The sequence below is a fragment of the Tissierellales bacterium genome, assembly GCA_025210965.1.
Lineage (GTDB): Bacteria > Bacillota > Clostridia > Tissierellales > JAOAQY01 > JAOAQY01.
Window position 1 is genome coordinate 1 of the sequence record JAOAQY010000023.1, and the last position, 25,506, is coordinate 25,506.

The window sequence follows — 25,506 nt, forward strand, 5'->3', positions numbered from 1 at the left end:
AATATACATGAAAATAATAATCCTCCAAAGAATGTCAAAATAGGCATCACTCTATCAAATATTTGGCAATTCATATCATGATGAATCAACTTTAAAATTGAATGATCTCCTTTTTTAAACCACTTCGCTACATCTTTAACAGACATTCTTCCACGTTCACACTCCTTCACCTATATCTAATGCAATTAAGAAACGTAGTATTTTCGGCTCATCTGTCTAAGAGCCTCATTTATAGCCACTACAACCAAAAAATAAATAATTTTAATTTTGGTGTCAAGCCATGATGGATTATACATTAGAGCTATACCATAAGCTCCTATTAACACCCCATCCAGTATATAAAATCTACCATTTAACTGTCTGTAAGCCGTTTCTTCACCATTCTTTATCTTTTTTCGACTTAATGTTTCAATCTTTACTAAATTAGGTTTTTGTACTCTATTTCCAAACCAAATCAGCAATGCACCTAATGCAATAGCCAATATTGAAGATGTACTCATAGAATCCCTCCTTTTAGTTATGTTTCTCTACGTCTTCCTAATTATATCATTAAATGAATCTATCATTCAAGTAGTGCTAATTATCTTCATAACACACTTCTTCTAAACACAAACCTTTTGCCGGAGCCAATGGACATCTTTCATTTCGCTTTTTTGATCTAAGAATAAGTTCTAGCTCCTCACATGTCATATTATTTTTTCCCAATTCAACGAGTGTTCCCACCAGTATCCTCACCATATGCTGTAAAAATCCATCACCCTCAAAATCTATGATAATTTTAGAATCATTTCTTAATATATTTATCTTATAAATTGTACGAATTTTTGACTTTTTTTTGCTTTTCAAATTTGTGAAGCTAGAAAAGTCAATTTTCCCTTCAAGTAATTTACTCGCTCTTTTCATTATATCTAAATCCAATTTTTCTTCTATATGCCACGAGTATTTTCTAATAAATGGATTTATGCACTCGTCATTTTGTATTGTATATCTATATCTTTTCTTTTTAGCATTATACCTAGAATGAAATCTTTCTTCGACTTCTTCAACATTCACACATGATATATCTTCTGGCAAATATCTATTCAGATACCTCTTTATTTCACTTACATTTATTCTTTTTTGAGTCCAAAAATTTGCAATTTGCCCTCTAGCATGTACACCTGAATCAGTTCTTCCCGAACCTACTATTTTTATCTCCTCATCAAAATTTTTACTTAAAATATCCTCTATCTTTCCTTGTATTGTATTATCCGTAGCCTTTAATCTTTGCCACCCTTTATATCTAGTTCCATCATAAACAATTTTCATTTTATAATTGTATTTTGGCAATTTGTTACCTCCTCTTCATCGTCATTTGTATTTTACCACATCTTTAACAATTTTATATGTCAATTTAAACAAAAATACATTCTAGGTTAACTTTCAGGTGTATTTTTGGTATAATCAAAACAGATAAGCATATATTTTTTTGATAAACTATGCAAACGATTGCACTATTATTTTGAAAAGGTTGGTGTCATGATGAAACAATATGTGTTAGAGCATGAATGGGAATTAACAGAAGATGGTTTTCACCCAGAAACTAATGAAATATACGAGAGTTTACTAAGTATCGGCAATGGACATATGGGTGGTCGTGCTAACTTTGAAGAAGATTTTTCTGGAAATACTCTTCAAGGAACATATGTAGGTGGCATTTACTATCCTGATAAAACTCGCGTCGGATGGTGGAAAAATGGCTACCCAGAATATTTTGCAAAAGTCTTAAATGCAACAAATTTCATTGGGATTAGAATAGAAATTGATGGTGATTTAGTTGACTTAGCTAAAGTAAATATAATAGATTTTAAAAGATCAACAAATATGAAAAATGGACTTTTATCTAAAAAAATTATTTTTGACACATCAAAAGGAAAGCGATTTACTATACATTCCGAAAGATTTTTTAGTTTAAGTGATCCTGAATTAGCTTGTATTTCATACAAACTAACTTCTGAAAATTCGGCTTCTATAAAAATCACGCCTTATTTAGATGGCAATATAAAAAATCAGGATGCAAATTATGATGAGCTTTTTTGGGAATCTATTTCTTCTGAAGCCACTAAGTATCAGTCAAGTCTTACGATGAAAACTTTGAAAACTGATTTTGTAGTTTCTGTCGCCTCTAGCTATAGCTGGTCAAGCGAATTTTGGATTTCAGATTTTAATGTAATAGAAAAAAACAAATTCACTGCTACTGAATTTTGTGGAAGTCTAAACAAAGGTGAATCTGTGCACTTAACAAAGTATATAAATGTAAGTACTAGCAGAGATTATGACACAAATGATGTTACAAAAAAAGCTTCTTCAAATTTAAATTTTCACAACAAAGATTCTTTTGAGTCATTATTTTTGAAATCAGAGGCTAAATGGAAATCACATTGGGATCATTGTGATATAAAAATTGAAGGAGATTCTTCAGCACAGCAGGGTATAAGATTTAACATATTCCATTTAAATCAAACATATACAGGCATCGACTCAAGACTTAATATAGGACCTAAGGGCTTTACAGGCGAAAAATATGGTGGAAGTACTTATTGGGATACGGAAGCTTATTGTCTTCCATTCTATCTTGGAACTAGTGATGAGTCTATATCTAAGAACTTGTTGCTTTACCGTTACAATCAACTTGATAAGGCCATTGAAAATGCCAGTAAGCTAGGCTTAGCTGGCGCACTATATCCTATGGTAACTATGAATGGTGAAGAATGTCATAACGAATGGGAAATCACATTCGAAGAAATACACCGAAATGCGGCTATCTCCTATGCTATATTTAACTATGTTCGTTATACTGGAGATGAATCTTATTTAGCGTCAAATGGATTCGAAGTCCTCGCTCAAATTTCTAGATTTTGGGCCGATAGAGTAAATTATAATCCATATAAAGACGTCTATATGTTACTAGGTGTCACTGGCCCTAATGAATACGATAATAATATAAATAACAATTGGTACACAAATAGAATGGCTAAATGGAATTTAGAATATACCTTAGAAGTTCTAAGTTTATTAGAACATAAATATCCAAAGGACCATTCTAGACTAATGAGTAAATTAAATATTACAGATAAAGAACTAAAAACTTGGAATGTAATTATAAATAAAATGTACCTTCCTGAAGACAAAGATATGGGTATATTTTTACAACAAGATGGCTATCTTGATAAAGAGCAAATACTCGTAGAGGATTTAGATGCAAAGCATCTTCCTCTAAATCAAAATTGGTCTTGGGATAGAATTCTTAGGTCTTGTTTTATAAAACAAGCTGATGTTTTGCAGGGATTATTTTTCTTATATGATCAATATGATTTAGACGTTAAGAAGAAAAATTTTGATTTTTATGAGCCTAGAACAGTTCATGAATCATCTCTATCTCCTTGCGTTCATTCAATAATAGCTAGTGAACTCGGCTATGAAGATAAGGCTTATGAGCTTTATCTCAGAACAGCTCGCCTAGATTTAGATAATTATAATAATGATACAGAAGATGGACTTCACATTACAAGTATGGCAGGAACATGGATGAGCGTAGTGTACGGTTTTGGTGGATTCAAGATTATTGATGACAAATTGTCTTTAAATCCATTTATACCTAAAGCTTGGACTAACTACACTTTTAAATTAAATTTCAGATCACGCATACTCTCTGTTGGTGTCAAGCATGATGGTGTTCATTTAGAACTCATAAATGGACTACCACTAGATTTATTAATTAATTCTAAGTCTTACACTTTAAGTAGCTCTATGTTTATAAAATCTAATTAATTATAATAAATACAATAAAATTGGTGCTCAAAAATTGAAGTTACCACTATAAATAGGAGGTTTTTTATGTCAACATTACCTAAAGTAGCTTATTTTTCAATGGAATATGGATTAGATACTTCTTTCAAAACTTATGCTGGTGGACTTGGCATTCTAGCTGGAGACTATATTAAAGGAGCTAGAGACTTTGATTATCCTGTAATTGGTATAGGTATAAAATGGAAGCAAGGATATACCGATCAAATGATCGACAAAGATGGAAAAGCTTATGATACCTATCATAATTACGACTATGATTTCTTAGAAGATACTGGCATTACTGTTTCAGTTACAATAAGAAACCGTGAGGTTCTTTGCAAAGTATATAAAGTAGATTGCTTTGGTAATGCTGATTTATATTTACTAGACACTGATTTACCTGAAAATGAAGATGCTTGGATTACAGGTCAACTTTATGGCTGGTTTGGAGAAGAAAGAATTGCTCAGGAAATGGTTCTTGGTATCGGAGGAATAAAAGCTATAAGGGCATTAAACTTAGATATTGATATTTATCATTTCAACGAGGGACATCCTGTATTTGCTGCTTTTGAACTTATAAATGAGAAAACAGAAAAAGGACTATCTTATAAAAAAGCTGTAGAAAAAACTAGAAAAGAGATAGTCTTTACAACACATACACCGATAATTCAGGGAAATGAAGAGCATTACATCGATAGGTTAATGTACATGGGAGCTAATAATGGTCTCTCAAAAAAACATTTGATTGAATTTGGCGGAAAACCATTCAATATGACTGTTGCTGCATTGAGACTTTCAAAGATGTCTAATGCAGTCGCCCAGCTTCATAAAGAAACTGCAAATGATATGTGGAAGCATATTGACAATCGCTCTAACATTCTTGGTATAACAAATGCCATTCATAAACCAACTTGGGTAGATCAACGACTTTCAGATGATATTAAATCTAACGAAATAGACTTATTGTGGTATCATCACATGGAAAACAAAAAAGCTTTAATTGATTTTATTGCAAAGCGCAATAATGTAAAGTTAGATCCTGAAAAACTTTTAATAGGTTTTTCTAGAAGAGCTGCTCCCTATAAAAGAAGCGACTTAATATTCACATCTCCAGAAATTATAGAACCACTTTTAAAAGGTCAAAAACTTCAAATTGTATTTTCTGGAAAGGCCCATCCTCTAGATGACGTTGGAAAAGAAATTGTTCAAAATTTAGTTACAATGAGCAGAAAATATCCTAATTCAGTAGTATTTTTAGAAAATTACGACATGACAATTGGAGCTAATTTGACGAGAGGATCAGACGTATGGCTAAATAATCCAAGAAGACCTAAAGAGGCTAGCGGAACTTCTGGAATGAAAGCTGCCATGAATGGAGTTTTAAACCTCTCTACTTTAGATGGCTGGTGGCCTGAAGCTTGTGAACACGGTATTAATGGTTGGTCTTTTGGAGATGCAAAAACTGCTGAAGATTTTGATGGTGACTTGCAGGCCTTTGATGCTCATGATGTAAAGGCTCTTTATAAAGTTCTTTTAGAAGAAGTTATACCAACTTATTATGATAATCGCAAAAAATGGATTGAAATGATGATTTCAAGTATTAAATCTACCGAAGTATTCTTCGACGTAAAAAGAATGCTAGAAGAATATTACGAATTATTATATAAAGCATAGTAATTTGAATTGATTTCGCCTCCTTTTAAAGATAAAATATAAAAGGAGGCGATTTTATGGAAAACTATAAATTTTTTCAAAATAATAAATGTGAATTTTTCCCATGTCATAAAATAAAAAATAAAGATGAATTCAATTGTCTATTTTGCTATTGTCCACTATACGCATTGGGAAAAGACTGTGGTGGAAATTTCAAAATAAAAAACGGCATAAAGGATTGTTCTGACTGCCTAATACCACATACAACTGGCGGCTATGAGTACATAATGAGTAAGATAACTTTAATCCTTGAACTTGCTAAAGAAAACCTAGATTAGATTCTATCATCTAGCGATTGAATAAAACTTTTTTAAACTTCGACCAAATACCTAGTTTATTCTGATTTTCGGCTTTTTCTATTTGGTCGCTTTTTTCTGCAATTAAATTCTGCTCTAGTGTATTTAGCTTAGATTGAAGGTGCCTATTGTTATCAACTTCATAGTCGAGCAATTCCTGCACTTTCGATAATAGCTCTTGTCCTCTTTGAATTTGATTTTCATAATAAGCTATTTGCCTATCTTTTTGTTCTACTTGTTCTTTAAGTGACATTATGTAATTATCTTGTATTTCTTTCAAGTTAGCGGTAAGTTGTGTCACTTCTTCTATAGAATATCTCTTTTCTTCTATTTTTTGTATCTCTGATGAATTATAATCTATAACGGCTATATCTTTGATAACCTCAACTTGTTCTATTTCACTTATCTCTTTTTCATCGCTATAATTTTCATTTATTTCAAGAGAGACTTCACCAACTAATTTTTTTTGAATTAATATTTTGTGAATAACATCAAGTGTCGCACCCATATTTTTCATCCTAAGTATAAGTTGAAATAATCCCAATTGATTTTCAGTATACATTCTATGTCCCTTTGAATTTCTTACAATTTCTATATTAAATTTTTTCTCATAATTTTTTATTGTACTTCCTGATACACCTAGTTTTTTTGAAAATTCCCCAATAGTATAAGACATATTCGCATCGCTCCCCATTTAAATACGAAAATTCACTCAATTCTCTATAAAAGAAACTCAACTTTCAAAATATATTTTCAAAAGTTGAGTTTTAAAAGATCCACCTATTTTAGTATCAAACTATCTACAAGTTCTACCAATTTACCAACTTCCGGTTTACTCATCTGAGCATCTGCACCAACTGCATCACCTTTATGCTTCAGATCATTTGTAATAAGTGACGAAAATATTATTATAGGCAAATTCTTAGTAACTCTATTTTCCTTCAATTTTCTAGTTAGAGTATGTCCATCCATCATCGGCATCTCTATATCTGTAATCAGCAAATCCACTTCATTCAAGAAATCTTCACCTTTTATATCTGCTAATTGCGATAGATAATCATAAGCTTGTTGTCCATCGTCAAAGAATTTCAAATTAACATATCCTGCTTCACTCAATACATCATTCAAGACTTTTCTAATCATTGGTGAATCATCTGCCAATACCAATTTGCTCTTTGATCGATCTTTGTGTTCAATGTTTTCAATACGTCCAACATTTATACCAGAAGATGGGCTTATATCCATAACTATTTTCTCAAAATCGAGTAACATAAGTATATTCTCTCCGATTTCAATATTACCTATAACCAAAGTATCATCTATCAATGTATCTGGCTTTTGTATTTGATTCCAATTAATTCTGTGGATTCCAAGAACTTCATCAATAGCAAATGCAACTTTTAGCTGATTAAATTCACACATTAATGTCATGCTTTTTTCTATAGGTTCTTTCTTTACATTCTCTAAAACATACTTCATGTCAATCAAAGTTATAACTTCTCCACGAATAGATGTTATTCCTGGGACTTCTGGTGGCGCTGTAGGAACTTTTATTACCTTGTCAACCTCTATAATTTCTTTTACTTTAACTACATTTATTGCATAATGCTCATTTCCAACTTTAAATTCTATGACTTCAACTTCACCCGTACCACTCTCTAATAATATACCGTCTTTTTCATTCATAAAACTTTCCTCCTCACGCAATCCACACAACTGACATGCATTTCTATTGTTGAGCGCATCTTATTTCCTTAATTATACATTTTTTTACACTTCTCAACAACTTTATACCCATAAATTCTTTAAAAAATCTCACAAATGAATATTACTTTACGCAAATAGTCTATATAATTTTGCTTGTAACATACTTTATAATCTCTAAATAGTGGCTGTTTTCATTTTTTAAATTAAACAATTATCTCTATACTAATTTTATCAATATCTAGGCCATTGTGTATTTTTTCTACACTTGCATTCTTCTCAAAATATTTTAGTTTTACCAAACTATATTTCCCAAATTTGTATTGATTAGTCTTTCCATCATCTAAATAAAATGTTTTTTCAAAATTTTCGTCTCCATATATCTGTATCTCAACGGGTTCTTTTTCTAATTCATTTGTAGATTGAATCAATTTATTTTTCAAAATCGCACTTCCTGATTTAACGAAAACAGGAATGTTATCAATATTTACATCAATAACGTGATATCCTGAATTATAAACTTCATTTGTCCAATAATCATACCATTTTCCTTCCGGCAAATATATCATTTTTTTCTTTATTCTAGGTCGTACAATAGGACATACCATTATATTTTCACCTAGTAAAAACTGTTCGTGCAAATCATATGCATTTATATCTTTAGGATATTCCAAAAACACTGGTCGCATCATTGGCAAACCAAATTGATGAGCTTCATATGCTAAATGATACCATTGTCGCATAAGTTCATACCTTTGCCCAATATTATTCTTAATAATACTCAATGTTTCCTGACCAAATTCCCAAGGTTCTTGCCTTGTAGAGCCTAGAGAACTATGATTTCTAAAAAATGGTGTAAAACAGCCAAGCTGATTCCATCTTATAAGTAGCTCTGGAGTCGTGTTACCTATGAAACCGCCAACATCTCCACCTACAAACGCGTAGCCACTTAAACCTAAATTCAAAAACATCGGAATTGATAGCTCAAGATGCTCCCAAACACTTGAATTATCGCCAGTCCAAAGTGCAGCATACCTTTGAGATCCAGCAAATGCAGCTCTAGTTAGTACAAATGGTCTTTCATTTGTATTTATGTTTTCAATACCTTTATAAGTAGCCATTGCTTCCATGAGACCATATAGATTATGAACCTCTTTATGCAAATACCTATTTTGTTCATCATCTTCATGAATACAATTTTGTGGTAACGTTTTAGATTCAGTAGAAGAATCTGCCGGTTCATTCATATCATTCCATATACCATTTACACCTGCTTCTAATAAATCTCTGTGTAATTCTCCCCACCATTCGCGTACTGATTCTTTCATAAAATCTGGGAATACCGATTCTCCAGGCCATACAGTTCCTACGTAGTTAGTTTTTCCCGATTCATTTTTTATGAAATAATTGTTTTCTAAACCTTGATCATATACAAAATACCCTTTTTCTTTTTTTACCCCAGGATCTATTATTACAACAACTTTATAATCCAAACCTTTTAACATTTCAAGCATATCTTTAAAATCATAAAATGCATCACTATCTACAGTAAATACTTTATAATTATCCATATAATCTATATCTAAATACAACACGTCGCATGGAACTTTTGACGCTCTCATCTTCTTAGCAACTTCCATCAATTCATCCCGATCATTGTAGCTCCATCTACTCTGCTGATAGCCTAAGTATGATATATTAGGTAATGGCATAGTACCCGTTAATTGACCATATTTACTGACTATTTCTTTAGCATTTTGTCCATAAATAAAGTAATAATCTAGCTTTCCTCCACTAGCTTTAAATGTTATATTATCTGAATCGTATTTTCCAAAATCAAATAATGTTTTGTAAGTATTGTCATGATAGATACCATATGCTCTATTTAAATCTAATCCAATATAAAATGGAATTGCAGTATGATAATGCTCAACTAATGGATGGTGAAGCGGAGCATGAGCCAATACATCCGAACTCCAATTTTCTGTTTTACTTCCCAATTTATTTAGAAATCCATATTTTTCACCAACGCCATAAATTCCATTTTCCCACATTAACTTTTTCTTTAGCTCAACAACCATATCCTCACTTTGAATTTGTGACTCAGCGACACTTTGAGCTTGTTCTTGCATAGTCATGTCTTCTTTTTTAATATCTTTTGATTTCAAAGGTTTATCTATTCTATAGCTGCAATCTTCACTTATCAAAAATCCATCTAAATCATAAATCTTGACCTTTAAACTTTGTTCATCTATTACTATTTTAATCCTATCTGTTTCTATTGTATTTTTATCTAGCGAAACTTCTAATTCTCTAGGTTTTAGAATAATAGCAGGACTACTTTCTGGTAATTTTTTTTGATCACTATATACAAATCTTATAATATCGTGGTCAAAAAATTGTATGTCCAAAAAGCTATTATCATTTTCTACAGTATATCCGTAAGTTGTCTTTTTTATCATTTTTCTACTCCTTTATCAAATAAAATATAAGATTCTAATATCGTTCCAATTGACCATGCCTGAGCAAAACAACCTCTACCAATATGTGGATACATTCCTTCATATATTTCTCCAATAGAGCCGATTCCACCTTCTTTCAAATTCATTTCTATAGCATCAAACCCAATTTGACTCACAAATTCATCTAAACCATATACACTTGTATATGCTTTGATCCATTCTCCTAAAAGCCAAGGCCAAACGGTTCCTCTATGATATGCTCCATCTCTCTCTAGTGCACAACCTTCATAATATGGCTCATAATTAATATCATCATTCTCTAATGTTCTCAGTCCTAGTGGTGTATACAATTTAGATAAAATTTTATCTACTACTAGTTTTGATTTATCTTCATCCAATAATTCAAATGGCAAACTCACAGCCAATATTTGGTTGGGTTTTAAAGCGGTTTCTACATAGTTTTCTCTCACCACATCATTTAAATACTCTTTTTCTTCGTTCCAAAATAAATCCTCATAAGCCTCTTTGACCGCACTAGCTTCTTTAAAATAATATGAGCTATCACCGCCACATATATTTGAAAATATTTCCATAATACAAAGTGCATTATACCAAAGTGCATTTATTTCAACTGCAAATCCATGCCTCTTTATAGGTATCCATCCCTCTACTTTGACATCCATCCAAGTCAATTGAGTTTGATCCGTACCTGCCCAAATAAGTCCATTTTCACTTTTAAAAATTGGACCTTTAGTGCCACACATATGCTTTTTTATAACTTCTTCTAATTTTGTATATATTGATTCTATAAATTCTTTATCACCAGTTTCTTTATAATACTTGTAGCATGCTATAAAATACCAAAGCGTAGCATCACAAGTATTGTATAGGGGTTCTTCATTTTCATCAGGAAACATATTTGGTATCAAACCATCTTTCAAATATTTTGAAAAACTTATCAGTATTGATTTCGCCTCTCCAAATCGTTTAGTAGCTAAAGTTATTCCAGGAAATGCAATCATAGTATCCCTGCCCCAATCAGTAAACCACGGATAACCTGCTATTATTGTTTTATTTTCTGTTGATTTTCTATGAACTATAAATTTATCAGCAGCTCTAACTAGTTCTTTTCCAAATTCTGTTTTGAATCCACTTTTTTTTACTATTTTATCCATTCTCTTATTTAAATCTTCTTTGATGTCCTTAAAAAAATGTTCGTCTTGCTTTGATTTTAGATAGAGAACTGACTCATTTCTTGTATTACTCTTTACGCAAATCTTAATTTTTGTCGGAACAAATGCTTTTTCTTTAAAATCTAATCCTCTGAGTTTTTCAACTGGATAGTATAACCATGGTGTCCAGCTATCTTCTCTTTCGAACACTGCATTCTCCATTTCCATATAGCAATCTCCGCGATCAAAACTATAACAAACACCATTCTCTATATTGTGCTGCTTAATATTAATTTCCATATCTTTTCTTAGTTTGTGATGATCCCGATCAACACAATATGGATATAAATTCAAATAAATTTTTTTGTCTGTATTATTTATTATTTCATACGAAATAGCCACATACCCAGTTTTTCTAGCTTTTATCATTTCTCTCTTAATAAAAATATTGTGATTTGGAAGCTTATAACTATGAACAACACTTTCACCTACTTCTACACATTGAAGCGGTTCTAAATCTTTTATTTTCAGTGATTCATCAAAATCAGGATTCAATCTATAGCTTTCACCTCCAATTACAATTTCTTCAGCTATCTTACTGATGAAAATATGTCTGTCAACTGGAGCTCTAAGTGAACGATGGTCTATCCCATGATATCTTCTTGTATTTATCCCTAAAATTGTAGAAGACAAAAAACCACCATATCCATCTGTTAAAAAATATTCTTTAGACATCCCTGCTTCTAAATTCGGCCAATCATTTACATTATATTTCATCTTTTCTCATCCTCAATACAAAAGGCTTGCCATCCACTCTAATATATCTATTTTCAAATTTACATTTAGAACCTGTCATTAAATCTTTATAATATGAATATTTTATTGGAATATTTTTTTCAATAGACTTATTCTCCAAATCAAATATTCCAATCCATTCAAACTCACTATTTTCCCACTTAGATATCACTACACCTAGTTTTTCATCATATTCTATGGAATGTTTTCCATTTACTGGCAATTCTTTTTTTATTTTTCCTAATTTTTTTATAAATTTCTCATATTCTATATCTCTATTTTCCCAGTTTACTTCATCTTTTTCAAACAAGCTTGGAGTCTTTTTATCATAACTTTCTTGACCCGCATATAATAAAACTGCTCCCTTTTGAAAATACATAAACGCCGTCCAATTCCAAAGTCTTGATTTATCGTTTATCATATAACTTGCTCTTGGATTGTCATGATTTTCTAAAAATTTCAATTTAACATAGTTTTCTTGATAACTACCATCTTGTGCCTTTATGCCTTCAATATATCGTTTCAGACTTCCATTTCCAGCAAAATAGTTTTTCAAATATTCATGAACATCATAATCATATAAAATATCAAATGCCTCAAATACCTCCGATTCAGACCAGGCTTTATGACCCATATCTCTCAGCTCTTTTACAAAATGAGGCTCTACAGATTCAGCAAGCCAAATAACATCTTTTTTCTTATCTTCAATTCTTGATCTAGCTTTTAACCAAAAATCCACAGGCACCATTGATGCTACATCACACCTAAAACCATCTACGCCTAAGTCAATCCACTTCTCTAATGAACAAATTAGATTTTCATCTAATATAGCTTTTTCATAATCTATATCTATTACATCACTCCAATCAGAAACCTTTGATTTTGGAATTTTATCTTCACTATAAAATGCATCTGGGTGTAGTTTATAGAGTTTCGATTCATGTGATGTATGATTGTAGACTACATCTATAATACACTTCATGCCTCTTTTATGTATTTCCTTAAGCAATTTTTCAAATTCATATTCCGTTCCATATTCAGGATTCACTGAGTCATAATCCTCTATTGAATATGGACACCCCAAACTTCCTTTTCTAGAAATTTTTCCAATAGGATGTATTGGCATAAACCAAATAATATCTACGCCCAAATTTTTTATTCTATCTAAGTCTGATATTATAGAACTAAATGTTCCTTCTACTGTATGATTTCTAATATAGATTTCATATATCACTAAATTTCTAAGCTTTGTTGATGTTTGTTCTGCCATATTCAAATTCCTCCTTTTGCTTACAAGAAAGCCCTAAGCTTTATCCTTAGGGCTTTTTATAAGTCGTAGACTCTCTCTCTATAAATGCAGTATCTACGATATAATTATACAATTTTCTCTCTTCGTTATTTAAATAATCTATCAGAAGTTTAGCAGCATGATGTCCTAACTCTTCAGATCTTATATCTACACTACTTAATGTTGGTTTAAAATACTCTGCAAGTAGTGTATTGTTAAATCCTACTACGTCCATCTTACCTTTTTTCAAAAACTTTAACGCTTTTAATGCTCCAAACGCTAGTAAATCATCTGTTGTAGCAAATGCATCGACATGATAATTTTCTAATATTTTTTTTGCAGCTTCATATCCATGATCCTCGTCGAAATCCGTATATACAACTAAATCTTCCTCTATCTGAATTCCTCTATTTTCAAGTGCTAATTTATAGCCATCAAAACGATCTCTTGTAACAGTGTAATTACTACTTCCACCGATAAATGCTATATGTTTATTTCCTCTTCTAATTAGCCTATTAACTACCTCATACATGGCATGAAAATTGTCATTGTCCACCCACAATATATCATCTTTTTCCTGTGGTCTTCCAACTACGACAAATGGTTTTTCGATTTTTTTCAAATATTCAATCGCCGAATCCTCTGATTCTGAATTGGCTAATATAATTCCATCTACCCACCTACTGTCTATCATGTCCTGTACTACACTAAGTCTATCTTGACCCTCTGATGCATATGCATACAATATATAATATCCTCTCTTTTGAGCATAAAAGCTTACACCTCTCATTAATTGTATAAAAAACGGATTCAATGCATTATGCTCGTCAGTATCTGGTAATATTAATCCAAGCGTTTTAGTGGACTTGTTAGCCAAACTCCTAGCTATTATATTTGGTTTGTAATTTAATACTTTCATCGCTTCATACACTCTTGTTTTAGTCGCATCACTTATTCTAGAACTATTAGAAATAACTCTTGATACTGTAGATGGAGACACTCCTGCTAATTTTGCTACATCTTTTATTGTTGATGGCATATAGTCACATCCTTTTTATTCCTTAACACCTCCAACGGTCAATCCACCTACTAAAAATCTAGATAAACTAATAAATAGAATAACTACTGGCAATGCTGTTATAATAGCAGCTGCAGAGTAAACTCCCCACTGCGTTGTAAACTCTCCTTGTAGTCTAACAAGACCAACTGGCAATGTCAACACTTCTGGTTTCGTCATTATAACTTTGGCAATAATATACTCAGACCATGCCGTCATAAATGCAAATAATGCTGAAACCGCCAGTGCTGGTGTTGAAAGAGGTATTACTATTTTATAGAATGCTTTAAAGGCACTACATCCATCTATATAAGCACTCTCTTCCAAAGACTTTGGTATAGTATCAAAATATCCTTTAAGATTCCAAACTGTAAACGGAAGTGCCGTAGCTATATATGGTATCAGCAATCCTGCCATGTCGTTCGTTAATTTTAGTTTTACTAAAAGTATATACGTCGGTAACAAAAGCATAGAGGCCGGAAACATTTGTGTAGACAAAAATACAAGCATTCCCGTTTTTCTTCCCCAAAATCTATACCTAGAATAAGCATATGCAGCCGGCGCTGCTACAACCAATGTCAAAAAACAAGTAAGCGTTGATATTATCAAACTGTTTTTTAGCCACAAAAGTAAATCTATCTCTGTAAGTGCTGCTCTATAATTTTCAAAAGTCCAATTCTCGGGTATTATATTTAAACTCGATGTAAAAAGTGAATTATCTGGTCTAAGTGATACAGATAGTACATTGAGTAGCGGATATATTGAAATCAGCGCAACTATTGTAAGTGTAACATAAATCGCTATTATTTTAGGAATAGAGTCTCCCTTTTCAAAGTGTTTATTCTTCAATGATCTCATCTATCTCACCTCTTCCGTTCCTTTTATGAATTTCATAAACGTCATTACAAATATAAACAATATAAAGAATATAACAACAGAATAAGCTGCTGCATATCCATATCTGTAGAACATAAATGCCAATCTATAAACTTCAGTTACCAATATTTGTGTTTTATCATTTCCAAAACCACCAGCTATTATGATAATTACGTTTAGCATGTTAAACGTCCAAACAGTACCAAGTACAATAGATGGTGCTAGAACAGGTTTCAAAAGCGGCAACGTGATATTCTTAAATTTATGCCAATTTGAAGCGCCATCAATTTCAGCGGCCTCATATAATTCATTTGGTATAGACTGCAATCCTCCTAAACTAATCATCATCATAAATGCACAACCTAACCAAATATTGGTTATAATGGCTGCAATAAATGTCATAGTAGGATCTCCAAGCCAGTTTACTGGATTCATTCCTAAATTTTGCAATAAAATATTTACCGCACCAAATTTGAAATTAAACATACCCTTCCAAGTCAATGCTGCTATGTATTGTGGCATAGCCCATGGAATAATAAGCAAAACTCTATAAATTGCCTTTCCAGGCAATTTTCTATTAAGCAAAATTGCTAACCAAAGACCAATAGACACGTGAAATGATACGTTCACTACGGTCCAAATTACCGTTCTAAGTAGTGTTGCAAACATCTTTCCATCCGTTAATATTTTTACATAATTTGCAAAACCAATTATGTTTGGATCCTTAAATGTTTTTAAACTCATATCAGTAATAGATAGATAAAAACCATAACTCAATGGGTAAAACACCATCAATATCAATAATATAAGTGCTGGTGCTGTAAATAAATATGGTGTTCTCTTTTTTATCATCAAGCTATTACTGCGTTCATACTTTTTTGGCTTTTTGACTGCACTAGTTTCTGCGACCATTTAGCTACCTCTCTTTCTTTTAAAAAGAGGGATGATTTTCATCATCCCACCATTCAATTACTCATTTAAGATTGTTGCAATTCCTTCTTCAGCACTTTTTTGCATATTTGCTGCTGCTTCTTCTGGAGTCGCTAAACCATTTATAACTGCCTCTAATTCAGGTCTCATAGCATCCCAAATGGCTCTCATTTGAGGTACTGTAGGCATAGGTGTTGTATACTCAATTGTTGCTATAGACGCTTTTTGTAACTCATCATTTTTGACTTCATCTAATTCTCTAGCTGCCATAACTGCTGGCGCCTCTGATGCAATCAATGCATATTTACCGTTATTCTCTGCACTCATTACATATTCCATAAATTCTTTAAGTGCTACTGCCTTTTCGTCTTTAACATATTCTGGAATCACAAATCCTTTTGTTGAAGAATAAAATGTCATGTGATTTCCACCATCAGGTAACTTAGGTGCTGGTGCAATGCCTAAGTCAATACCAGCATCTTTATAAGCACTCCATGACCACGCACCATTTAAAATATAAGCTGATTTTCCTTGTTTAAACATTGTATCTGGCATGTCATAATCCATGCCTTCTTCACCTAATTTATATTTATCTCTAACATCTACGACAAATTGTAGTGCTTTAATCATAGCTTCTGTATTTAATGTTGGCTTCAACTCATTATCCATTACAGATCCACCATAACCATTAAATATACCAACAAACCAGAATGGCTCTTTTGAATTATATAAGAATCCATAAGTATTTTTTTCTAACTCTTTATTTGTATTATTTTGATGCTCAGCTGCTAATGCAACGAAATCTTCCCACTTTTCTGGTACTTCTTTAACCAATGCTTTATTGTAAAGCATTGCTATTTGATTTCCATTAGTCATTGGAATTTCATAATACTTGCCATCCATCTTTCCAGCATCCATTGCATTTTGATCAAATCCAGCAAGAAAATCTTCAGACATTATATTTGTAACAGGTTGTATTAACTGACTAACTAAAAAGATTCCGACATTGTCATCTGGTCCATAAACCAAGTCTGGTCCTTCTCCAGCCAAAGCTGCTGTTTGGAAGTTAGTTCTAAGTTCTTCTGTTTCATAGTGAGTTCTCACAACTTTTACATTAGGTTTCATTTTCATGTAATCTGCAATTAATTCATCCATATACTCTTGATTTGCAGGTTCCATTTGCTCCCATAAATTAAGTTCTACCTTTGCTTCTGCTACATTTTCGGAACCGCTTTCCTTATTGTCACTTGCAGACTCATTATCACTACTTTGACCGCATGCAGATAAAGAAAATGCTAGCACCGCCACCATCATCATTGAAAACAATTTTTTCATTTTCATTGTTCATCCTCCCTAACTTTTGCATTTTTGCAACCGTTTGCACAACTTCATTATAATTCTTCTTTTGAGAATTGTCAAATAATTTATTATATTTCGTCGTTTAACGGCTTTCCATGCATTTATTCCCAATTTAATAGAGTTTAAACTTCTTTTTTGAGCATCAAAGCTCCAAAGTTATGCTAGCGTTTGCACAACTTCACAAAAAAAGATGGAGAAAAATCTCCACCTTTAAATTATATCAAAAAGCTATATTAAAAAACTATCCTAAAAATTTTCGTCATCTTCATCTATTATTAGAATTTCTTCTTCTAATTCTTCCTCAAAATCTATTTCGCCCTCTATCTCTTCCATCATTATTTCATCGTTAACATCTTCCGCTTCATTGATTTCCTCCACATCAGTAAGTTTGATTTCATCATCCTTATCTTTTATAGATATAAGTTCGTCATCGCTTTTTTTATCAACAATGCTTTCCGTTTTTATATTTTCTAACATCAAATTTATCTTAGAATCTATCATTTGCTCCTGAATTTTAAAATATTCTTCCACCTTCGACAATATATATATCACTCCAGCTCCAAGCATCAATATCAAGGCTTGAATCAAACTCATAGTCTGTGTTTTTCCACTTGAATCCTGAATTTGTGGTAAAAATGGAACATTTAAATCCGAAGCTCTAACTAAAAGAATCAAACCTCCTAAAACACAAATTGCCACTATATATTTCTTCTTTGATTTCTTTTCTTTTTTTGATTTTTTAACTGATTTCTTAGCTTTACTTGACTTCTTTGATTTTTTTACTTTCTTCGATTTATCTACTTTATTTTCATTTCTATCAGTTTCACTTTCGGAAACTTTTTCACCTGAATTCTCGGACTCCTCCTTGCTGTTCTTCTTGCCTTTTCCAGCTTTTTTTACTTCTTTAAAACAATTTTCACAATAAATAGAACCATTCAATTTACAGATCTGTAAAAAAGAAAGTTCTTTAGAACATTTTTCACATTTCTTTTTAGCTTTAGCCATATGTCACCACTCCGATCACTCTGTTGAATCTTATCAACATCTATCCATTGATATTATCGACATATCCCTAGACTATCTTTAATTAACTATTTTTCTTTTCTTCCATGATTACCATGATTACATCTTGATTGACATTGTCCTTCATGTTTGCATACTAAAAGCTTTGACTCACAATTAGGACATTTTATCTCTTCTTTTGAATCAAAAACAATTTCAACCTCGCTGTTACAATCTTTACATATCATTTTACACTTAGATTTCGAATAATTTCCACCCTGTATTTTTATAGCCTTTCCATTAACCAATGCATCAGCTATTTTTTCTTTGGCAGAATAGTATATTCGCTGAAAAGTCTGTCTTGAAACTGCCATTTTTTCAGAACATGAGCTTTGGTCTAAACCTACTGAATCTTTTAGCCTTATAGCTTCGAACTCTTCGATTTTAAGAGTTACTTCCTCTAATTCATACAGAGGAACACCCATTGGTTTAAAATATGAGCACTCTGGTAATTTCTCTATTTTTCTACACTTTATTGGTCTTGGCATCTTTTCCCTCCAAAATTTCCTTTGCTACTTTTACTAATGACTTGCACTCATCCATACTCGTCTTTCGCAGATAAGCATAGGCTTTATCTTCATCCCATTTAAATTGACTAATTAAAACATACTTAGCTTTCTCAATTATTTTTTGATTTGCAAGCCTATTTTTTAGTTTATCCAGTTCTTTTTGCATTTTGTTGACTTTATCTAAGCTCAACATAATAAGCCCTAGTGCCGAATAAAAAGAATCCGGTGAAATTGGATATTCAAAACTCCCAAATACATTCTCTGAATAGCTAATCTCAAACCTCATTTTTTCTTTATCATCCAATATATATGCTATTGGTGACAACTTATCCACCTCAAATACTTCTCCTAATTGAAAACTATCCATGCCTTTAATCTGTCTATCGATTATAGCCAAATACGGATATTGGCTCCTAGCAATTCTAAGTGCAGCATAACCATCATCTACAACGGCAACTCTATATCCTCTAGCCCTCAACAATCTAGAAACAATATCTTTCGTTCCACTCTGACTGCTAACAAGTAAAATTTTTTCTTCAGCCATATTTACCTCCTAGCTTGTATACAACAATACTTATTTTATTATATCATGGATTTTTGCTAATTAAAAATAGAGGGTATTCTCCCTCTATTTTTCTAATTTAAATTAATTTGTAATTTTTGTCTAGAACTTTTTCAAATATCTTTTTCTTTCCCACTCTGTAACAAAACTAGAATAAGCTTTCCACTCTGCCTTTTCAAGACGTCTAAGTTTCTTAAATGCGTGGTCTCCCAATATTTCTTTCATGAGCTCATCTTCTTTCAAATACTTAATTGCCTCATATAAATTACTTGGAAGATGTTCAATATTTTCCTCTTTTAAATCTTCTCTATCCATATCAAATATATTTCTATCAATAGATTTTGTTGGTACTTTATTATTTTTTATACCATCTAAACCTGCCCCTAATACACTAGCTAATGCCAAATAAGGATTTGCAGATGGGTCTGGACTTCTAAGTTCTACTCTCGAAGCAGCCCCTCTTTTAGATGGAACTCTTACAAGTGGACTTCTATTACTTGCAGACCATGCAATATAAACAGGTGCTTCATATCCTGGAACTAATCGCTTATATGAATTCACTGTCGGATTCGTAATAGCTGTATATGCTTTTGCATGATCTAATAATCCTGCGATAAAACTATAAGCTTCTTTTGATAATCCTAATTCGTTACTTTCGTCATAGAATGCATTTCCTGAAGCATTTTGAAGTGACATGTTAATATGCATTCCTGATCCAGCTATACCTTCTAATGGTTTTGGCATAAATGTAGCGTGTAAACCATGTCTTTGCGCTATTATTCTTACAACCATTTTAAATGTCATAATATGATCTGCAGCTCTAAGTGCATTCTCATATTTAAAATCAATTTCATGTTGACCTGGAGCACATTCGTGATGAGCTGCCTCTATTTCAAATCCAATTTCTTTCAGCACACTTATCATATCTCGTCTTGCATTTCCACCCAAATCAACTGGTGACATGTCAAAATATCCTGCATTATCTTGAGTTTCAAGAACTGCATTTCCTTTTTCATCTGTATTGAATAAAAAGAACTCACACTCTGGTCCAACATTGAATTTATAACCCATATCCTCTGCTTGCTTAAGTGCTCTTTTTAATATATTTCTTGGACATCCTTCAAATGGTTTTTGATCTCTTGTATATACATCACAAATAATTCTTGCTTCTTTTGGTGACCACGGAAAAATAATGAACGAAGTCACGTCTGGTTTTAAATACATATCTGATTCTTCGATCCTAACGAATCCATCTATTGATGAACCATCAAACATAATCTCTCCATCTAACGCAGTGTCAATTTGCTCTACTGGTATTGATACATTTTTCATTACCCCTGCTAAATCAGTAAACTGCAAGTGAATTAACTCTACTCCTCTTGATTTAACTAAGTCTCTAACTTCTTCCTTCGTGTAATTGCTATTCATTACCAAATCACCTCTCCAACTTATTTTCAAACGCAAAAAGGCGTCCACAACAAAGGGTCTAATACCCATCATTGTGAACGCCTTTGCTCACTTATAAAAACAATTATATCTATATCTCACACAAATATCAAGTCTTTTTTTATATTTTTTTAATTCAAAATATATTTCTTCTTATACAATGCTTATAATTACATGATATAATCATATTGCAAAGTATACTAATTTTATTTTTTAAGAAGGGACTTTAAATGGATTTATTTTCTTATATGTTTGAAACTCATAATATAAATTTTAATGAGCAACAGCAAAATGCTATAACTCATTTCGAAAACCCAGCCTTAGTTTTAGCTGTACCAGGTGCTGGTAAAACAACCGTACTAATGACTAGAACTGCTCATTTGTTGATTAACCATAATGTCAAATCAAATCAAATACTGTCACTAACCTTTAGTAAAGCGGCTGCTTTAGACATGCAAAAAAAATTTGATTCACTATTTAAGGGCTTAAATTTAGGTAAAATAACATTTTCAACTATACATAGTTTCGCATTTAAAATCATACGTGAATACTCTTATAGAGAACACTTGAATTTAAACCTGATAGAAGGAAGTGATTCTTCGCCAAACAAAATAGACATTCTAAAAATGATCTATAGACAAATAACAAATACAACTATCACCGATGATAAATTAGAAGAACTGATAAGCCAAATAAGTCTAGTTAAAAACAAGTGCATTTCTCCTAGTGATCCTGAATTTTCTAATATTCTTCACTTTGAACAAATCTTTAAGACTTATGAGCAAATTAAAAAATCTAACCAATATATTGACTTTGACGATATGCTTTTACTAGCACTAAAAATATTATCTAGCAATCATATTGTTGCAATTAAATACAAACAACTTTATTCATTCTTACAAATAGATGAAGCTCAAGATACCTCTTTAGTACAACATAAAATCATAAAAGAACTTTTATCGCGCCACAATAATTTATTTATGGTAGCTGATGATGATCAAAGTATATATGGCTTTAGGGGAGCTTCGCCTAGTGAACTACTATCTTTTGAAAAAACATACAAAGATAGCTCGATTTATTTTATGGAACAAAATTATCGCTCCACAAAAGATATTGTCGATTCAAGTAATCAAATTATAGTAAAAAACAAAAATAGATATCCTAAAAAAATAAAAACCGATTCAAAACATCAAAATCCAATTCATTTTAAACAATTTAAAACTGAAAAATTTCAGTTGCAATATCTCTCAGATCAATTAGATTGTAATCTCGATAATTCAAATTGTGCTATTTTGAGCAGAACAAATCTCTCATTGATTCCAATAGCAAATGCTTTAATAAGTTCAAATAAATCTTTTCAAATGAAAGATTCAAAACTAAATTTTTTCAGTCATTGGGTAATAAAAGATTTTACATCTTTTATACTTCTAGCTTTAAATCCATTGGATTTGAAAGCCTTCGAAAAAATTTATTATAAAATGAATGCTTATATTTCAAAAGAACACGTAAATTTTTTAGAAAAGCATCCAAGTGATATCTCTATATTTGATAGTTTGACAAAATTTGAAAAACTAAAAAGTTTTCAAAAGGAAAGAATGCTCTCTTTAAAACATAAGTTTAAGAGATTATCTAAGTTAGAGCCCGCTAAAGCAATTTCTTTTATCGAAAATGATTTAAATTATCTAGACTACGTAAAAGAACATTGTGAAAAGTTTGGAACATCTTTTGAACACGTATCGAAATATATTTCTATTTTTAAACTTATTTCACAAAATCAAGATTCACTAAATTCATTTTTGCTCCACATTGCATTGCTAAGAAAAAAATTGAGGCAAAAAAATACAAATTCAAATATATATTTAAGCACAATTCACTCTGCAAAGGGTCTTGAATTTGATCAAGTATTTATGATTGACTTAATTGATGGAGAATTTCCTGGACAATCTGCTTTAGACAGCTATCAGCGGGGTATAGTTAATGATATAGAAGAAGAACGAAGGCTATTTTATGTTGGTATGACTAGAGCAAAAAAAGATCTTCACTTACTAACATACTCTTCCTTAAACGGAAAATTAGTTTCTCCTTCTATGTTTTTGTCCGAACTACAGTTATCAAAATGTGACTCAACTATGGATTTATTCGTGGAAGATCAACAAGTAGAACACAAAATTTTTAATAAAGGAAGAATAATATCTATTAATGGTGATATTATTACTGTTTATTTCGAAGGTCATGGAGTAAAAAAACTTTCTAGCTCATTGAGTTTAGAAAATAATTTAATAAAATTTTTATAACATGGTCTTTTTTTTAACAAAGTAGTATAATGTCTTTATAGGCTAGTGATTTATCAAACTAATGATTGGGGATGATAGTATGTATGCTCTTTTTCTAATTTTAAACGACACCATGTTGCTCGATGATGTTCACGAAGTATTTTATAATCATGGAGTAGGAGCAACTACGTTAGACAGTGTTGGTATGGGGAAAATATTATTAGAACACAATGTAAATATTCCAATGTTTTCTAGCATTCGCCGTCTATTAGAAGGCGATCGCCCTTATAACAAGACTATAATAAGTGTTGTTAAGGAAGAAGAAACTTTAAATGAAGTAATCGAGGATATTCAAAACACACTCGGAGACTTATCTAAACCTGGTATCGGATTTATGTTCGTAATACCAGTTCTTGACATTTATGGTTTCAACTCAAAGAAAAACATATAAAAAAGGGCTTTACGCCCTTTTTTTTATCTAAAAAATCGATCTTAACATAGCATACACTATGCAGAGAATAAACAATGCTGCATAAGCTAATTTCACATTTAATCGACCGTACTCAAAAAATAAATTTTTTAAAAAATCAGGTGATATATTTAGATTGCTTGAGTTTTGATTATCTGTATCTACGCTATGTCTGGTTTGACATTTCGGACATTTAGCTACTATTTTACCATGATTTCTCGGCACTCTAAATTTTCCATGACATACCTTGCATTCTAGAGTATATTTAAAATTATCTTTTTCAACAATTCTATATTTTTTCTGCATCTAACACCCTTCTTTCTGTTATTTTTTGCGTGGTGGTTTTTCACCAAAATATTGATAATAGTCAACTTTTAATCGACCATTGAATAATTTTCGCTTTTTACTAGCTTTCATCCCCGAAGCTTTTTCAAATGCTTCATACGATGTTATTACGTATTTAGACCAAGTAGGCATAGTTTGAAATACCTGCCCCATTTTTTTATATAACTTCCCTACAGCTTGAACTTCACTCAGTCGCTCTCCATAAGGTGGATTAGTAACTATAACTCCATAATCCTCTAATTTATCAAAATAATCAAACGCCCGCTCTTCAAAACTAATACAATCATCCACTCCAGCATTCTCAGCATTCAATTTTGCTATTTCAATTGCTTTTCCGTCAATATCATATCCTCTAAGATTCAATTCCAAATCTTGGTCAATCTGCTTTAATGCATCTACTTTAGCTTCTTTCCAAAATTTTTGTGGAATAATTGGCCATTTTTCAGAATCAAAATTTCTGTACAAACCAGGTGCTATGTTTTTACCAATCATTGCCGCTTCAATCAATATTGTACCCGAACCGCAAAATGGGTCAATCAACATCTTGTCTTTTTTCCAAAAGCTAAGATTTATTAATGCTGCTGCTAATGTCTCTTTTATAGGAGCTGCAACTGCCTTTTCTCTATATCCTCTTTTATGCAGTCCCTCTCCACTCGTATCTAGTGTTATAGTAACTATATCTTTTAATATAGCTACCTGTACTTTATATCTAGGTCCTGTCTTTTTAAACCAGTCTTGATCATATTTAGTTTGTAATCTCTTAACTATAGCTTTCTCCACTATAGATTGACAATCTCTAACGCTGTATAATGTTGACTTAACAGATTTTCCCTGTACTATAAAATTTGCATCTTCTGTAATCCAATGTTCCCAAGGTATATCATAGGTTTTGTCAAATAGAGATGCAAAACTCTCTGCTCTAAATTCGCCCATTTTCAAAAGCACTCTATCCGCTACTCTAAGCCATAAATTTGCCTTCGGTATTAAATCAATACCTCCTGAAAAATCTATTCTTCCATTGTCGACTTTTTCTATTTTTGCGCCAATAGCTTCAACTTCTCTTTTAACTATCGCTTCTAATCCAAATGTCGATGTTGCTATCATTTGATACTCCATACCATTCTCCTGTTCTTCTTTTATTTGCCTTTATCAACTCATTCTTATTCTATTGTATCAGAGAATAGTATTTTTCCAAATAAAATTATTATCTTATTTACTTTTAACTACTAGAAAATTATTAAATTAATTTTTAACTTGACAAATTCAAATTTTGATAATATTATATTGCCTATAGCAATAATTATTTATATAAGCTATGAAAGAAATAGTAGCTACTATATCCTATTTAGAGAGAAGTTGG

The 25,506-nt window shown here is 31.7% G+C and carries 22 protein-coding genes and 1 other annotated feature (1 of these 23 only partly in view); of the genes, 5 read left to right on the forward strand and 17 right to left on the reverse strand.

Annotated elements, in window-relative coordinates; genetic code table 11:
* Positions 1-185: 185 nt before the first annotated feature.
* Both N4A40_01130 and truA read right to left on the reverse strand, forming a co-directional pair.
* Entirely contained in the window at positions 186-500 is a 315-nt protein-coding gene (locus N4A40_01130; GenBank protein MCT4660433.1) for a hypothetical protein, read from the reverse strand.
* A 76-nt stretch (positions 501-576) separates the two neighbouring features.
* A complete protein-coding gene (gene truA / locus N4A40_01135; protein MCT4660434.1) occupies positions 577-1,329 on the reverse strand; it encodes a tRNA pseudouridine(38-40) synthase TruA in 753 nt (250 codons plus the stop codon).
* A gap of 192 nt (positions 1,330-1,521) precedes the next feature.
* On the opposite strand from truA, the gene N4A40_01140 reads away from it, so the two are divergent.
* The 3 genes from N4A40_01140 (at position 1,522) to N4A40_01150 (ending at position 5,819) form a co-directional block, all read left to right on the forward strand.
* A complete protein-coding gene (locus tag N4A40_01140; protein ID MCT4660435.1) occupies positions 1,522-3,810 on the forward strand; it encodes a family 65 glycosyl hydrolase domain-containing protein in 2,289 nt (762 codons plus the stop codon).
* A 66-nt stretch (positions 3,811-3,876) separates the two neighbouring features.
* Complete coding sequence (glgP, locus tag N4A40_01145; GenBank protein ID MCT4660436.1) at positions 3,877-5,502, forward strand: alpha-glucan family phosphorylase; 1,626 nt, start codon at positions 3,877-3,879, stop codon at positions 5,500-5,502.
* A 56-nt stretch (positions 5,503-5,558) separates the two neighbouring features.
* Complete coding sequence (locus tag N4A40_01150; GenBank protein ID MCT4660437.1) at positions 5,559-5,819, forward strand: cysteine-rich small domain-containing protein; 261 nt, start codon at positions 5,559-5,561, stop codon at positions 5,817-5,819.
* A 10-nt stretch (positions 5,820-5,829) separates the two neighbouring features.
* Here N4A40_01150 and N4A40_01155 read toward each other — a convergent pair whose 3' ends face one another.
* The 13 genes from N4A40_01155 to glnA all read right to left on the reverse strand — a co-directional run bounded on the left by N4A40_01155 (position 5,830) and on the right by glnA (position 21,041).
* Complete coding sequence (locus N4A40_01155; protein ID MCT4660438.1) at positions 5,830-6,513, reverse strand: MerR family transcriptional regulator; 684 nt, start codon at positions 6,511-6,513, stop codon at positions 5,830-5,832.
* Between the two features lie 104 nt (positions 6,514-6,617).
* Positions 6,618-7,523 (reverse strand): chemotaxis protein, encoded by a 906-nt coding sequence (locus tag N4A40_01160; protein ID MCT4660439.1) that lies wholly within the window; start codon positions 7,521-7,523, stop codon positions 6,618-6,620.
* A gap of 224 nt (positions 7,524-7,747) precedes the next feature.
* Positions 7,748-10,003 carry a glycoside hydrolase family 31 protein gene (locus N4A40_01165; GenBank protein ID MCT4660440.1) on the reverse strand — a complete coding sequence of 752 codons (2,256 nt, stop codon included), beginning with the start codon at positions 10,001-10,003 and terminating at the stop codon, positions 7,748-7,750.
* The gene (locus N4A40_01170; protein MCT4660441.1) at positions 10,000-11,952 is read right to left on the reverse strand and encodes an amylo-alpha-1,6-glucosidase; all 1,953 of its coding nucleotides are present in this window, start codon (positions 11,950-11,952) and stop codon (positions 10,000-10,002) included. The genes N4A40_01165 and N4A40_01170 overlap by 4 nt, the downstream gene beginning before the upstream one ends.
* A complete protein-coding gene (locus tag N4A40_01175) occupies positions 11,942-13,240 on the reverse strand; it encodes an alpha-amylase family glycosyl hydrolase (GenBank protein MCT4660442.1) in 1,299 nt (432 codons plus the stop codon). The genes N4A40_01170 and N4A40_01175 overlap by 11 nt, the downstream gene beginning before the upstream one ends.
* A 46-nt stretch (positions 13,241-13,286) precedes the next feature.
* On the reverse strand, positions 13,287-14,297 hold the full coding sequence (locus tag N4A40_01180) for a LacI family transcriptional regulator (protein MCT4660443.1): 1,011 nt from the start codon (positions 14,295-14,297) through the stop codon (positions 13,287-13,289).
* Between the two features lie 15 nt (positions 14,298-14,312).
* Positions 14,313-15,173, reverse strand: coding sequence for a sugar ABC transporter permease (locus tag N4A40_01185; protein MCT4660444.1), 861 nt, complete (start codon positions 15,171-15,173; stop codon positions 14,313-14,315).
* Entirely contained in the window at positions 15,174-16,103 is a 930-nt protein-coding gene (locus N4A40_01190) for a sugar ABC transporter permease (protein ID MCT4660445.1), read from the reverse strand.
* A gap of 57 nt (positions 16,104-16,160) precedes the next feature.
* Positions 16,161-17,462, reverse strand: a complete 1,302-nt coding sequence (locus N4A40_01195; protein MCT4660446.1) for a maltose ABC transporter substrate-binding protein — start codon at positions 17,460-17,462, stop codon at positions 16,161-16,163.
* A gap of 264 nt (positions 17,463-17,726) precedes the next feature.
* Positions 17,727-18,485 carry a hypothetical protein gene (locus N4A40_01200; protein ID MCT4660447.1) on the reverse strand — a complete coding sequence of 253 codons (759 nt, stop codon included), beginning with the start codon at positions 18,483-18,485 and terminating at the stop codon, positions 17,727-17,729.
* A gap of 86 nt (positions 18,486-18,571) precedes the next feature.
* The gene (locus tag N4A40_01205; GenBank protein ID MCT4660448.1) at positions 18,572-19,030 is read right to left on the reverse strand and encodes a DUF134 domain-containing protein; all 459 of its coding nucleotides are present in this window, start codon (positions 19,028-19,030) and stop codon (positions 18,572-18,574) included.
* Positions 19,008-19,595, reverse strand: coding sequence for an ANTAR domain-containing protein (locus N4A40_01210; protein ID MCT4660449.1), 588 nt, complete (start codon positions 19,593-19,595; stop codon positions 19,008-19,010). Before N4A40_01210 ends, N4A40_01205 begins: the two co-directional genes overlap by 23 nt.
* Before the next feature lie 120 nt (positions 19,596-19,715).
* Positions 19,716-21,041, reverse strand: a complete 1,326-nt coding sequence (gene glnA, locus N4A40_01215) for a type I glutamate--ammonia ligase (GenBank protein MCT4660450.1) — start codon at positions 21,039-21,041, stop codon at positions 19,716-19,718.
* A gap of 248 nt (positions 21,042-21,289) precedes the next feature.
* Here glnA and N4A40_01220 point away from each other — a divergent pair, with 248 nt between their 5' ends.
* Together N4A40_01220 and N4A40_01225 are read left to right on the forward strand one after the other, a co-directional pair.
* Positions 21,290-23,353, forward strand: coding sequence for an ATP-dependent helicase (locus tag N4A40_01220; GenBank protein ID MCT4660451.1), 2,064 nt, complete (start codon positions 21,290-21,292; stop codon positions 23,351-23,353).
* Between the two features lie 112 nt (positions 23,354-23,465).
* Positions 23,466-23,783 carry a hypothetical protein gene (locus N4A40_01225; GenBank protein ID MCT4660452.1) on the forward strand — a complete coding sequence of 106 codons (318 nt, stop codon included), beginning with the start codon at positions 23,466-23,468 and terminating at the stop codon, positions 23,781-23,783.
* Positions 23,784-23,810: 27 nt separating this feature from the next.
* On the opposite strand, the gene N4A40_01230 is transcribed toward N4A40_01225, so the two are convergent.
* Positions 23,811-24,107, reverse strand: coding sequence for a hypothetical protein (locus N4A40_01230; GenBank protein MCT4660453.1), 297 nt, complete (start codon positions 24,105-24,107; stop codon positions 23,811-23,813).
* 18 nt (positions 24,108-24,125) lie between these two features.
* Positions 24,126-25,262 carry a class I SAM-dependent RNA methyltransferase gene (locus N4A40_01235; protein ID MCT4660454.1) on the reverse strand — a complete coding sequence of 379 codons (1,137 nt, stop codon included), beginning with the start codon at positions 25,260-25,262 and terminating at the stop codon, positions 24,126-24,128.
* A gap of 190 nt (positions 25,263-25,452) precedes the next feature.
* Positions 25,453-25,506, forward strand: a binding site (T-box leader) (it continues 145 nt past the right edge of the window).